The organism is Rothia sp. HMSC036D11 (assembly GCF_001814205.1).
Taxonomy (GTDB): domain Bacteria; phylum Actinomycetota; class Actinomycetes; order Actinomycetales; family Micrococcaceae; genus Rothia; species Rothia dentocariosa.
On the sequence record NZ_KV815312.1, the window covers coordinates 14,017 to 26,638 of the forward strand.

Annotated in this window: 12 protein-coding genes and 1 tRNA gene; 11 read left to right on the forward strand and 2 right to left on the reverse strand. The window is 56.2% G+C overall.

Features of this window, described 5'->3' with window-relative positions:
• Positions 1-64: 64 nt before the first annotated feature.
• Together HMPREF2958_RS07305 and HMPREF2958_RS07310 are read left to right on the forward strand one after the other, a co-directional pair.
• A complete protein-coding gene (locus tag HMPREF2958_RS07305) occupies positions 65-742 on the forward strand; it encodes a heme-binding beta-barrel domain-containing protein (RefSeq protein WP_048779611.1) in 678 nt (225 codons plus the stop codon).
• A 110-nt stretch (positions 743-852) separates the two neighbouring features.
• Positions 853-2,061 carry a CAF17-like 4Fe-4S cluster assembly/insertion protein YgfZ gene (locus HMPREF2958_RS07310; protein ID WP_070697546.1) on the forward strand — a complete coding sequence of 403 codons (1,209 nt, stop codon included), beginning with the start codon at positions 853-855 and terminating at the stop codon, positions 2,059-2,061.
• Positions 2,062-2,156: 95 nt separating this feature from the next.
• Here HMPREF2958_RS07310 and HMPREF2958_RS07315 read toward each other — a convergent pair whose 3' ends face one another.
• Both HMPREF2958_RS07315 and HMPREF2958_RS07320 read right to left on the reverse strand, forming a co-directional pair.
• A complete protein-coding gene (locus tag HMPREF2958_RS07315) occupies positions 2,157-3,188 on the reverse strand; it encodes a 6-phosphofructokinase (protein WP_004005338.1) in 1,032 nt (343 codons plus the stop codon).
• A 544-nt stretch (positions 3,189-3,732) separates the two neighbouring features.
• Entirely contained in the window at positions 3,733-4,932 is a 1,200-nt protein-coding gene (locus HMPREF2958_RS07320) for a pyridoxal phosphate-dependent aminotransferase (protein WP_070697547.1), read from the reverse strand.
• 386 nt (positions 4,933-5,318) lie between these two features.
• Here HMPREF2958_RS07320 and HMPREF2958_RS07325 point away from each other — a divergent pair.
• The 9 genes from HMPREF2958_RS07325 (at position 5,319) to rplJ (ending at position 12,535) form a co-directional block, all read left to right on the forward strand.
• A tRNA-Trp gene (locus HMPREF2958_RS07325) sits at positions 5,319-5,391 on the forward strand.
• Between the two features lie 69 nt (positions 5,392-5,460).
• On the forward strand, positions 5,461-5,742 hold the full coding sequence (gene secE / locus HMPREF2958_RS07330; RefSeq protein WP_004005336.1) for a preprotein translocase subunit SecE: 282 nt from the start codon (positions 5,461-5,463) through the stop codon (positions 5,740-5,742).
• A gap of 92 nt (positions 5,743-5,834) precedes the next feature.
• Complete coding sequence (nusG, locus tag HMPREF2958_RS07335; protein WP_070697548.1) at positions 5,835-6,563, forward strand: transcription termination/antitermination protein NusG; 729 nt, start codon at positions 5,835-5,837, stop codon at positions 6,561-6,563.
• A 232-nt stretch (positions 6,564-6,795) separates the two neighbouring features.
• The gene (locus HMPREF2958_RS07340) at positions 6,796-7,341 is read left to right on the forward strand and encodes a peptidoglycan recognition protein family protein (protein WP_013397651.1); all 546 of its coding nucleotides are present in this window, start codon (positions 6,796-6,798) and stop codon (positions 7,339-7,341) included.
• Between the two features lie 408 nt (positions 7,342-7,749).
• Positions 7,750-8,178: a 50S ribosomal protein L11 gene (rplK, locus tag HMPREF2958_RS07345; RefSeq protein ID WP_004005333.1), complete on the forward strand. Its 429-nt coding sequence runs from the start codon at positions 7,750-7,752 to the stop codon at positions 8,176-8,178.
• Between the two features lie 122 nt (positions 8,179-8,300).
• The gene (gene rplA, locus HMPREF2958_RS07350) at positions 8,301-9,005 is read left to right on the forward strand and encodes a 50S ribosomal protein L1 (protein ID WP_004005332.1); all 705 of its coding nucleotides are present in this window, start codon (positions 8,301-8,303) and stop codon (positions 9,003-9,005) included.
• A gap of 369 nt (positions 9,006-9,374) precedes the next feature.
• Positions 9,375-10,358, forward strand: coding sequence for a dicarboxylate transporter/tellurite-resistance protein TehA (tehA, locus tag HMPREF2958_RS07355; protein WP_070697549.1), 984 nt, complete (start codon positions 9,375-9,377; stop codon positions 10,356-10,358).
• 82 nt (positions 10,359-10,440) lie between these two features.
• On the forward strand, positions 10,441-11,568 hold the full coding sequence (locus HMPREF2958_RS07360) for an ABC transporter ATP-binding protein (protein ID WP_070697550.1): 1,128 nt from the start codon (positions 10,441-10,443) through the stop codon (positions 11,566-11,568).
• Positions 11,569-12,004: 436 nt separating this feature from the next.
• Entirely contained in the window at positions 12,005-12,535 is a 531-nt protein-coding gene (rplJ, locus tag HMPREF2958_RS07365) for a 50S ribosomal protein L10 (RefSeq protein ID WP_004005327.1), read from the forward strand.
• Positions 12,536-12,622: the final 87 nt, after the last annotated feature.

Sequence of the window (12,622 nt, forward strand, 5' to 3'; positions counted from 1 at the left end):
CAGCCTATGGCGAAATAGCCCACGTTTTGAACTGCTGGCCACAGAAAACCCCTAGAATAGGGGAATGGCAATTGAAATTCCAACCAACCTAACCCCTGAGCTCGTTCCCTTCGCATGGCTTCTGGGTACCTGGGAAGGTACCGGAACCATGTGGTATGAAGGGCAAGAAAATACTCCCTTCGGGCAGATTATCAACTTTACCCAAGACGGCCTGCCGTACCTTGAATACCGCGCCGAGTCTTTCCTGCTCGATGATAACGGGCAAAAGCTGCGCCCTATCACCATCGAAACCGGTTTTTGGCAGATCGACCGTCCTCTCACGGATGCCGACGGCGGGTTCGGGTTGGTACCCAAAGATATCGTCCCCGCTTTTGCCGATGCAGAATCGGTAGAAACTCTGCGCAACGAAGACGACGGATTCAATCTGATCGCCACCATCGCGCACCCCGGTGGCATCAGCGAGAACTACGTAGGCATGATTAAGGGCCCGGTTGTGCGCATGCAGACCGGTAACCTGCTGCGCGACGAAATCTCGCACGATTACGCCGGATCCGTGCGTCTGTGGGGGCTTGTGAACGGCAACCTCATGTGGGACTGGGAGATCGCCGATCAGGAAGGCAACCTGCATAAGCACGCCTCGGCGGAACTGCGCAAGACCTCTTCCATGAGCGGCGATTCGCTGGGTACAGGCATGTTCGGTTCCCTCGATGACGGCGCAGAAGAAGACTCCGCCGAAAACTAGGACCATACCACGCAGAATAAAGCCCGCATACCCGCCGTTCCGCTGCGGTATGCGGGCTTTACAGAGCGCCTGACCGCCACTCACGATAAAGACAGCACGAGAGGAACATCATGAGCACCGCCGAGAATACCGCCGCTGATGCACCCGAATACACATCCACACTCAGCCCCCTTATGCAGGTGCACGGTGCCTTCGCCGCAGACGGTCCGGATGCGGGCATCGCGGCGCATTACGGCAACCCCCTCGCCGAACAGCGCGCCCTAGCCCGCGATCGCGGAGCTACAACGGGGGAACCCGTAGTTGTGGACCGTTCCTCTCTTGGTGTCGTGCGGGTCTCGGGGCCCGACCGCGCCAGCTGGCTCACCTCCCTCACATCCCAGATTTTGACCGACATGAACCCGGGGGACAGCCGCGAATTTTTACTACTCTCCCCGCAGGGACGCATCGAATATGCACCCGCCGCCGTCGAGGACGGGCAGGCGCTCTGGCTTATTGTCGAGGGTAACCAGGCGGAGCCGCTGACCGACTACCTGAACCGCATGAAGTTCATGCTTCGCGTCGATATCGAGGATATGAGCGGCGACTATGCCGTCATTGAGACCGCCCGGAACCCGCGCGGGGAACAGGGCGCTATACATCCGGTCTTTGCGGATGCCCTGATCTGGCGCGACCCGTGGACGGCACTCGTCGAAGGCGGCTACCACTACAGCGCAACGCCTGACGCGCATCCCGGTACCGACTACGAACGGTACCTGAGCATTATTCCCCGCGATAAGCTCACCACCCTCACGGAAGGCGCTCAGCTGGCGGGCGTCTGGGCGGCGGAGGCGCTGCGCATCGAAGCCTGGCGCCCGCGCGCAGGCACCGAAATCGACAATAAAACCATTCCGCAAGAGCTGGACTACACCCGCACTGCCGTGCACTTCGAGAAGGGATGTTACAAAGGACAAGAAACCGTCGCGCGTGTGCACAACCTGGGGCATCCGCCGCGCCGCCTCGTCTTTCTCGACCTTGATGGCTCTGAGCACACCCTACCCGCAGCGGGCAGCGAACTCTTCGTAGAGGGTAAACCCCGTGCAGTGGGGCGCATAACCTCGGTGGCGCTGCATCATGAGGCGGGTCCCATAGCGCTTGCCGTCATCAAGCGGGCCGTAGACCCTGCGGCACCTCTGCGTGCGGTAGATACCAGTGAGGCTTCAACCGATGAAGCCCCAGCTCCTGCGACCGAATATGCCGCAGCACAGACCCTCATCGTCTCTCCCGAGGCTGGCGAAATCGCCCGCAAATCCCTTGCGGGGCAAGACTTCCTCAAGCGCTAATGAACATGTGAGCATAGAAAACGCGGGTGCCCGGCCAGAAATACTCTGACCGGGCACCCGTTGCGTTCTGTGATAGGCGGACTACCGCCGAACCCTTAGCGGCCGAAGAGAACCGCAGCCTCGTCCCAGCGCTCGCGAGGTACCGCCTTGAGACCGTCCAGAGCCTCCTCAAGGGGAACGTACTTGATTTCGGTGCCCTGAACCGAGACCATCATGCCCCACTTCTTTTCGTGCACCATATCGACGGCGCCCATACCCAGACGGGTCGCCAACACGCGGTCGTAGCCGGTGGGTGCGCCGCCGCGCTGAATATGGCCCAGAATAGTGTTGCGGGTTTCGATTCCGGTGCGTTCCTCAATCTCCTGAGTCAGGTATTCACCGATACCGCCTAAGCGGGGGCGGCCGTCCTTTTCCGTGCCCTTATTCGCCAGAACCTCGTCAAAGCCTTCGGGAATAAAGCCCTCGGCAACTACGACAAGCGGGGAACGACCGCGATCATGTACTTCTTTCACCCAGTGGCAGATTTCGTCCATTGAAACCTTGACTTCGGGAATCAGAATAGCGTGCGCGCCCGCAGCCATGCCGGAGTGCAGGGCGATCCAGCCTACGTGGCGGCCCATCACTTCGGCGACCATGCAGCGGTGATGCGATTCGCCGGTAGTGCGGATGCGGTCCATAGCCTCGGTCGCAATAGAAACAGCGGTGTCAAAACCGAAAGTGTAGTCGGTGGCGCGCAGATCGTTATCAATGGTCTTGGGGACACCGATGACGGGCAGACCCGCATCCGCCAGACGCTTAGCACCGGCAAGAGTTCCTTCACCGCCGATAGCAATAATGGCATCAATCCCGTGGCGTTCCATCATAATTTCGATGTTTTCGGGTCCGCCGTTAGGTCCATCAAAGGGGTTGGTGCGCGAGGTGCCGATAATAGTGCCGCCGCGGGACGCCAAACCGCGTACCTTCTGCCGCGGAAGGTCCATGAAGTCGCCTTCGACTACGCCACGCCACCCGTCACGAAAACCGACGAATTCGTAGCCGTACTTCTTGACACCGTTGAGAACTGCGCCGCGGATAACGGCGTTGAGACCGGGGCAGTCGCCTCCGGAGGTAAGCAGACCGATTTTCATGATGGCTCCTTATGTCTGCGCGTGTTGGGTGTTCTGCGCGTGGATAAAAATATGGTCTCCGCCAGCGTCGTGCAATGGATGCGCGAGCCCGGGAGACCATCCTCTTAGATACTATTTTAGCCGCGTTTGGGTTATGTGGGTAGCTGTGGAATTACTTGTGTTTTGCCACGAAACGGCATTAAAGTTCAGGTTTTAAATACTCAAAGCGCGAAAAGCGTCTTATCGGGAGAGAACCATATGTGCGGTGGTAGCTCAATGCTGCCGAGAGAGTGTGTGGTATCTGGGGTGTAACCCAGAAAAGCAAGACTTTAGGCAAGAAAGCCGTATCTCTGTTCGCTCCATAACCAAGGCGCGGGTAATAATCGCGATCATGAGAGAACGTTCAGTAAAAGCCTTGAGCCCCTCAGCCTGAACCCCCTAAGCATATGCGAGGCACCCGCCGGACTTTGTAGACAAGTCAGAGCGGGTGCCTCATACACGAGATGTATGCGGTCCGATCAGAAGCGCGTAACTGCCTCTTTCGAGAGCCGCGAAAACGCTAAGCTTAGCGTGCGGAACCGAGCAGCTTCTGCAGGCGGGCAATGCCCTCTGCCAGGTCGTCGTCGCTCAGTGCGTAGGAAAGGCGCAGATAACCGCTAGGACCGAAGGCCTCACCGGGAACCACCGCAACCTCCGCCTCTTCGAGGATGAGCTCGGCGAGCTCGGCAGAAGTCTGGGGGCGTTTACCCGCAATTTCTTTGCCAAGAAGCCCGCGCACATCCGGGTAGGCGTAGAAGGCGCCCTTGGGGCTGGGGCAGTGAACCCCGTCGATCGCGTTTAGTCCGTCTACAATTTTGGTGCGGCGGCGGTTGAATGCGGCATGCATTTCCTCAACGTCATTCTGCGATCCGGTGAGAGCCTTTAGAGCCGCACGTTGCGCGATATTGTTCACGTTCGAGGTCAGATGGGACTGAAGGTTGGAAGCCGCCTTGACTACATCTTCGGGCCCGATAAGCCAGCCCACGCGCCAACCGGTCATAGCGTAGGTTTTCGCCACGCCGTTGAGAATAACGCAGGTATCGGCAAGTTCGGGAACAACCTTGAGTATAGAAACGGAATCAATGCCGTCGTAGGTCAGGTGTTCGTAAATTTCATCGGTCAGCACAAAGACGCCTTTTTCAAGCGCCCACTGGCCGATCGCACGAGTCTCCTCCTCGGTGTACACCGCGCCGGTGGGGTTAGAAGGCGAGACAAAGATGAGCGCTTTCGTCGCTGGGGTGTATGCCGCCTCCAGCTGTTCGACGGTGACCTTATAGTCCTGGTCGCTTCCGGCAAAAACCTCGATCGGGTTGCCGCCCGCCAAACGGATGCACTCGGGGTAGGTTGTCCAGTACGGGGCAGGGAGCAGAACATCGTCGCCGTCATCAATCACGGTAGCGAAGGCTTCATAGACCGCCTGCTTACCACCGTTTGTAATAAGTACTTGAGAAGGATCGACCTTAACGCCAGAATCACGCAGGGTTTTATCCGCGATAGCCTGTTTGAGCTCGGGCAGACCCGAGGCGGGGGAGTAGCGGAAGTTTTTAGGATCATTGAGGGCTTCGCGGGCAGCATCAACAATATGTGCGGGCGTAGGAAAATCGGGTTCACCGGCGCCGAAACCAATTACGGGACGTCCGGCTGCCTTGAGTGCTTTAGCTTTGGAATCGACGATAAGGGTTGCTGAGGGTGCGATTGCGCCGATACGGCTGGATATGCGCGCCATATGTGAATGTACTCGCTTTCATAGTTATTCCGCCGTGCGCCTTCGAGAGGGCTCTACGCGGCAGGCGGAATCGTGAAGTATCTCTCCTAAAGTGAAACTCGGCGGTGCGTGTGTGAGGCACGTCGAGCCCTTCTTATAAGCATAGAGAACATTGAGGGGGTGGAGAAAGTGTATGTGCAAGATTTTTTGAGTGCGAAGGCCGAAAAGCACAAAATATTGCCTCCATTACTGTGTAGAAAGTTGCCAAAGACGCGAGGCTTAGGATAGAGTTATGTCAGCACCCCATGAGGGTGTTTTAGTTTGCCTCCTCGTGGGCCCACGGCTACGAGGCATTCGAGGATGTAAACACGTGGAGTAATCCACGACCGACGAAGTTTATGCTTCGAAGGGCGGTGGCTCAATTGGTAGAGCAGCGGTCTCCAAAACCGCAGGTTGCAGGTTCGAGTCCTGTCCGCCCTGCTAGTGCCTCGATGAAGTGTTCTGGCATCGTATAGGATGCGCAACTAGACGTAGAAAGGGGCAGCGAAAATGGCTAAAACTGCCACTGTGAAGACCACAGATACAGATATTTCTGATGACGTTCAACCTGGCGTCTTTGGTCGTATGTTCCGTTTCCTCCGCGAAGTTATCTCGGAGTTGAAAAAGGTTACCACCCCCACTCGCAAAGAACTCGCCATTTACTTCTTCGGCGTTCTTTTCTTTGTTGTTTTCATGATTTTGTTCATTTCGGGGCTTGACTGGGTTTTCGGTCAGGGATCCTTCTGGGTGTTCGGTAACGGAACTCTGTCACCTAATCAAGGCGGGCGATAGTCTTCATAAGACGCATCCGCGCTTATACCCGTACTATTTATCGATCCCCCGGTGTGGGGTTAGATTCACGATGTAAAGAAAGTAGGAGCGACGTGTCCGAGCAGGAACAGGTACCCGAACTTGAAGAGACTGAGTCAGTCGAGGCTGCGGTTGATACCGAGTCTGTTGAGGCAGAAACCGCCGATGCGCCCGTCGCTGCCGAGAACGCATCTGATGAGAGCGCTGTAAGCCCTCTCGAAGAGTTCAAAGCGAAGCTGCGCCGCCAGATTGGTGACTGGTATGTGGTGCACACCTACTCGGGTTACGAGAACAAGGTGAAGACCGGTATCGAGACCCGCATCCAGAACCTTGAGGCCGAGGACGAAATTTTCGAGGTTCAGGTTCCGATGGAAACCGTCGTCGAATACAAGAACACGGTCAAGAAGACTATTCGCCGCGTGCGTGTTCCCGGTTATGTGCTGGTGCGCATGGATCTGACCGACCACTCATGGGGCGTGGTGCGCCACACTCCCGGTGTGACCGGTTTCGTGGGTCAGGATGCATACAACCCGGTGCCGCTGCGCATGGATGAAGTTTTCGACATGCTCCTGCCCGTGTTCGAGGAAGAGCAACAGAGTAAGGGGCTTCCGACCCCGCAGCCCGTGGTGGAATCCGATTACACGGTGGGCGAGAACGTGCGCGTGAAGTCCGGCCCGTTCGAGGGTATGGATGCTACTATTTCCGAAATCAAGCCGGAGTCGCAGCAGGTCGTAACCCTGATCTCGGTCTTCGAGCGCGATACCCCGGTGACCCTGGAATTCAACCAGATCGAAAAGATCTAATCTTTTATCTTTCACCATAAGAAAGGCTCTTTATTCAATATAAAGAGCCTTTCTTATGTTTAAGAGAACTCTAAAAGTTTAGGATACTCACCGAATAAACGTTACATATCAGCATGATAAATTCCTTGCATCTGGACGGGTGAAATGGCAGGGTGGGTAGTGTCTGCCATAGAGAATACTCCCGCCTTGAAAATCGCTCGCTATGTGAGCGGACAGAGATAAGGAGAAATAGATGAGTTATGAGCTTTTGACGAACCGTAAGACCGAAAATCGTCATAAAAATTACCGCAAGGTCGACGATATTTTCTTCCTTGTTGTTCACTGGTGGGACGATAAAAAAGGATTGTCTTTTGATAGCAATGTGAATTTTTTGTGCAAAAATAACAATAAAGTTTCCGCACATTATGTTTCGGAGGGCGGTCGCGTAGCGCAGATCGCAGAAAACGAGGATGTAGCGCTTCATGCAGGTAACTGGAATATGAACGTTGCCTCAATCGGAGTTGAGAACCGTCCTGAGGCCGACTCTGATGACTTTGCAACCCTTGCCGAACTTATCGTAGATATTGAAACCAAGATTGGGCATACGCTCTATATCATCGGGCACCGGGATGTCGTCAGCAGGTTATGCCCCGGCGTGTACTATCCACGCATTCCAGAGCTGATTAATCGTGTAAATACCATCAAGTCTCAGCGCGGAAACGCTCCCGCTCCTTTGACCGAAGAACAACGTGCAGATATGCTTTCTCGGCTGCAGAACATTAAAAATAACCCCGGATAGCTGTTATCGTGAGCGGTGGTGGAAGCCCCATTTTCCACGCCCACCGTGCTTTAGCCGTAACATCGTGAGCAGCTGGTTAGCTCATAGACACGAAGGTGTACCGTTGTCCGCAAAACGGTACACCTTCGAGTTCTGTGATAACTAAGAGTTTTCCTGAACCTGCGTGCACTCCAAGCTAATCAGGTCAGGTGCGCACTCCGTCTCTGCACCCTAGAGAGCGAGCCGTCGGCTAAAAGGCTCGTCGCAAGAAATTCCGGTGGATTTAAAGCTGCTTTAACGCTAGAATATTCGTTTGTGTATGCGCATGCTCACGCTTTCATGCGCCCGCACGGGTGACCGCGCCACGGTCACCGTCTGCTGGCGTACGCTCCTGTACGTCAGTTTCCCAGCTAAGAAAAGGACCTAACATTGGCTCCCAAGAAGAAGGTCACCGGCCTTATTAAGCTGCAGATCCAGGCAGGCGCCGCTAACCCGGCTCCGCCCGTCGGCCCGGCACTGGGCTCGCACGGCGTGAACATCATGGAGTTCTGCAAGGCATACAACGCTGCTACCGAATCGCAGCGCGGTAACGTGATCCCCGTTGAAATTACCGTATACGAGGATCGTTCCTTCACCTTTATCACAAAGACCCCTCCAGCTGCTGAGCTTATCAAGAAGGCTGCTGGCGTTGCTAAGGGCTCGGCTGTTCCCCACACCACGAAGGTTGGTTCTATTACCGAGGCTCAGGCACGCGAAATTGCTGAGACCAAGATGCCCGACCTGAACGCGAACGACCTAGACGCCGCAACTAAGATCGTTGCCGGTACCGCTCGTTCCATGGGTATTACCGTCGAGTAATTAAGCCGTTTTCGGCACCGCGGTTTTCCGCATTTTAACTTGTAAATGCCCACGTTTGGGCGTGGGATGTGGCAGAGTCGAGCGCGGCTCACGAGACCACAACTGCATAAGGAGATAAGCAGATGGCAAAGCGCAGCAAGGCGTACAAGGCGGCTGAAGCCAAGATTGAAGAGGGTAAACTATACACCCCCGCTGAGGCAGTAGCCTTGGCGAAGGAGACTTCCTCCGCTAAAACTGATTCAACCGTTGAGGTGGCTCTGCGCCTCTCGGTTGACCCCCGTAAAGCTGATCAGATGGTTCGCGGTACCGTGAACCTGCCCCACGGCACCGGTAAGACCGCTCGCGTGGTTGTTATCGCAGCTGGCGATAAGGCTGCCGCAGCTGAGGCAGCGGGTGCTGACTTCGTGGGTTCGGACGAACTGATCGCTAAGATCGCTGGCGGCTGGACCGACTTCGATGCGGCAGTTGCAACCCCCGATATGATGGGCAAAGTTGGTCGCCTGGGTAAGGTTCTGGGTCCCCGTAACCTCATGCCGAACCCCAAGACCGGCACCGTGACCATGGACGTTGCGAAGGCTGTTGCAGACATTAAGGGCGGCAAGATCGACTTCCGCGTTGACCGCAACTCGAACCTGCACTTCATTATCGGCAAGGCATCCTTCTCTGCTCAGCAGCTGGAAGAGAACTTCAACGCCGCTCTGGAAGAGATCAACCGTTTGAAGCCTTCCTCGGCTAAGGGCCGCTACATCTCGAAGGCTACCGTTGCGACCACCTTCGGCCCCGGCATTCCAGTTGATCCCGCATCCGTAGTTTCGGCTGCAGCCTAAGGCTGGGATTCTAGGAAGCCTGTGGGCTTCTCAGACGTGAAAGAAACCGCCGCCCATGTGTACTGCACGCACGGGCGGCGGGTTTTCTTTATTCTGGCACCATATCCCACAAGATTTGTAGAAGAACCAGCAAGCCTGAAGCAGGCTAGGTAACGAGCTAGAGGAACACGCTTCCGTTCCACATTTCCGCTCCCATGGTATTTCCCAGCGGTTCTGTCGACATATCTATTCTGCATAAAACCGTCGGGAATAAACGGAGCTTCTTTCCCCTTATGTTTCGTGGCGTTAAAACGCTAACACACGATCTTCGCATCGCTCTCGAAGGGGCGAGCGCCGCCGTATACTGTGCATATACCCCGGGAGGATTACATGAGTACTGCCGCCGCGCATCCCGTACCTTTGGGTACGCCCACCACCACAAAACCGTTCCCTATTCCGACGAGCTATTTTTCGGTAGCGCTGGGAACGAGTGCGCTGGGGCTGTCGTGGCGGTACGGTGCCACCGCAAATTTGGTACCGTCCTGGGTGGGGGAGAGTATACTGGCGCTCGCCTCGGCAACCTGGCTGGCACTGATCGCAGCATTTGTCGTCAAACTTATAACCCGTCGCGATGCGCTACAGAGCGAACTTCGCGACCTCGTGATGTGCTGCTTTTTGGCGCTGGTTCCGGTCACCACCATTGAGGTCGGGATATCCGCATACCCCTATGCGGCACTGCTCGGATACGCTTTGATTCTTATCGGTGTGCTGGGGCAGCTGGCATTTTCGATGTACCGCACCGCCGGACTCTGGCGTGGAACGCATACGGTGGCGGCGACAACCCCGGTCATCTACCTGCCAACGGTGGCCGCGAACTTTGCCTCCGCGTCCGGGTTAGGGGCGTTGGGGCACCGCGACTGGGCGATGCTGTTCTTCGGTATGGGTCTTCTCTCGTGGTTTAGCGTGGAGGCTGCAATCCTGGGCCGCCTGCGCACCGAACCTGCATTGGATCCTGCAGTACGCGGCATTATAGGGGTTCAGCTAGCCCCTCCGTTTGTGGGCGGTAATGCCTATCTGGCAGCTAATGGCGGGCACGTGGACTGGGTTTTCCTAGTGCTCACGGGTTACGGAGTGCTTCAGCTGCTGTTCCTGCTTCGCTTAGTGCCGTGGGTTCTCAAGGCCGGGTACACCATGAGTCTGTGGGGATTCTCCTTCGGATTGGGCGCTATGGCGGGCACCGGAATACACCTGGTCGCGGTTTCTCAGCTCGTGCAGCTTGGCTGGGCGCTATGGATTCTTGGCACCGCACTGATCGCGGTGCTTTGGCTCGGGATGCTGATGCTGGCGATACGCGGCAGGCTTTTAGTGCGGTAGCTTCATCGAACACAGATCCTCAGGAACGTGCGGGCTGTGGCGCTGCTTTTCGGGTAGAATGCCGGGAGGTCATAATAGAAGCATGACAACTCAAGGTTCAACACCTCAGCCTTCCTCAACGACGACTCACGGCGGGCTTCAGATTCGTGGTGTCGCGAAGAGCTTTGGAGCGGATACTCACGTTCTGCATGAGATCGACCTTGAGGTGGAGCCGGGCGAGATGGTGTCGCTGGTGGGCGCATCCGGAACTGGTAAATCTACGCTCCTGCGTATTATTGCGGGTCTTGAGGAAGCCAACGCCGGGCGTATTACCTATGCGGGTCAGCCGTTAAGCGCCGGGCAGGTAGGGTTCGTTTTTCAGCACCCGATTCTGTACCCGCATCTGTCGGTTCGTAAGAATATTCTTTTTCCAACTACCCTGCGCGGCTACCGCCAAAAGGTCGATAAAAATTACTATACGGATCTTATGGATGCGCTCCAGATTGGCGAGCTTCAGCACCGCAAACCCCAGGAACTCTCAGGCGGGCAGGCGCAGCGTGTGGGTATTGCGCGCGCCCTCATTCGCAAAGCACCTGTGGTTCTTTTCGATGAGCCGCTGGCGAGTGTTGATGAGGAGCTGAGCGCAAGTATTCGGATGGATATTGCGCGTCTGCACGCTGAGTACAAGTTCACGGGGCTGTACGTAACGCATGATCAGAATGAGGCGCTGCAGCTTGGGCAGCGCGTGGCGGTTATGGACGCCGGTTACCTGGTGCAGGTCGATACTCCCGAGCATTTGCTGGCAAATCCACATACGCTGCAGGCGGCGCGGCTGACAGCATCGCCAGCTCTGAACGAGCTGACCCTCACGGAGGGGCAGCATCTTCCTGCTGGGGCTTCGCTCTATGTGCGTGCAACCTCGCTGCGGCGCATAGAGAGCATCGCTGAGAACCCCGCGGAGAATACGATACCGGTACAGATTCAGGGCGTACTCCCGCAGGTGGGCGGTACACTCTACCGTGCTGTAACGCAGGCAAAGGTGACTTTAGATGCCGCGTCGCATGACGGTTCGGCGCGAGTTCCTCTGCAGGTTTCCGGTGGGCAACCCCTCGAATTTTTTGAGCCGGATGCGCTCGCCCTGCCAGTCCTTACATCGGGGGAGCGGGTACAGGTGCAGGTTCCTCCGCATCACTGTTTTATCTTTGCCGACGGCACGCGGCACTATCTGTAAAGCACAAGGTCCTAGAACTTCACCGGCCTCATGAACATAATGAGCTAAAGCAACCAGAACAGGCCTGGTTAGAAAATTGCTTTTATGGACGACAGGCCAAAGAATGATTTTTCGCATAGGTACGCTTTCTGGGAAGGAAGAACTTGCTTTTGCCGAGTTAACCTGTCATGATGATTAGACCAAAGACCGCCGGTCTAGAGCTATGTGCTGTGCAAATTTCGGTATCTTACCGCAAGAGGACACAGCCTAATCTCTGATAAGAGCAGATTTCCTATCGGGAAATCGCCGCCCGCGCAGGTGCCCGATGTGACAGTTTCATCCTACGTGGATGCATTTTTGCTGTCTGCCTCGTACGCCTGTGCGTCGGGGCATTTTTTATTGCCTCAAACACTGCACTTATTCGGCGACCTTACAAGAATCGGAAGAAGGAACTACCATGGCGACTCAGGAAAAGATCGCTGCAGTATCCGAGCTGAAGGAACTCTTCGAAGCCTCGAACGCAGTCATCCTGACCGAATACCGCGGTCTCACGGTGGCACAGCTCAAGGAGCTGCGCCGCGCACTCGGTGCTGAGACCGAATACGCCGTGGTGAAGAACACGCTTGCTGCCATTGCAGCAAAGGAAGTTGGCATCAACTCGTTTGAGGGCCAGCTTCAGGGTCCTTCCGCGCTGGCATTCATCAAGGGTGACCTCGTTGATGCTGCTAAGGGACTGCGTGACTTTGCCAAGGCAAACCCCCAGCTTATCGTGAAGACCGGTTACTACGAGGGTGAAACCCTGACCGAGGACGATGTGAAGCGCTACGCTGACCTCGAATCTCGCGAGGTTCTGCTGTCCAAGGTTGCCGGTGGCGCAAAGGCTGCTATTGCCCGCGTTGCCCAGGCTGTGGACGCACTGCGCGTCAAGCTGGAAGAGCAGGAAGGCGCAGCCCCCGCTGCAGCCGAGGAGGCTTCGGAGGAAGCATAAGCTCCCCGAACCTCACCGCGTGAAAACGCACCAAAACTTCAACCCGCCCGCCCGGGCAGGGTACTAATAAACCAGACCGCGGGCAAG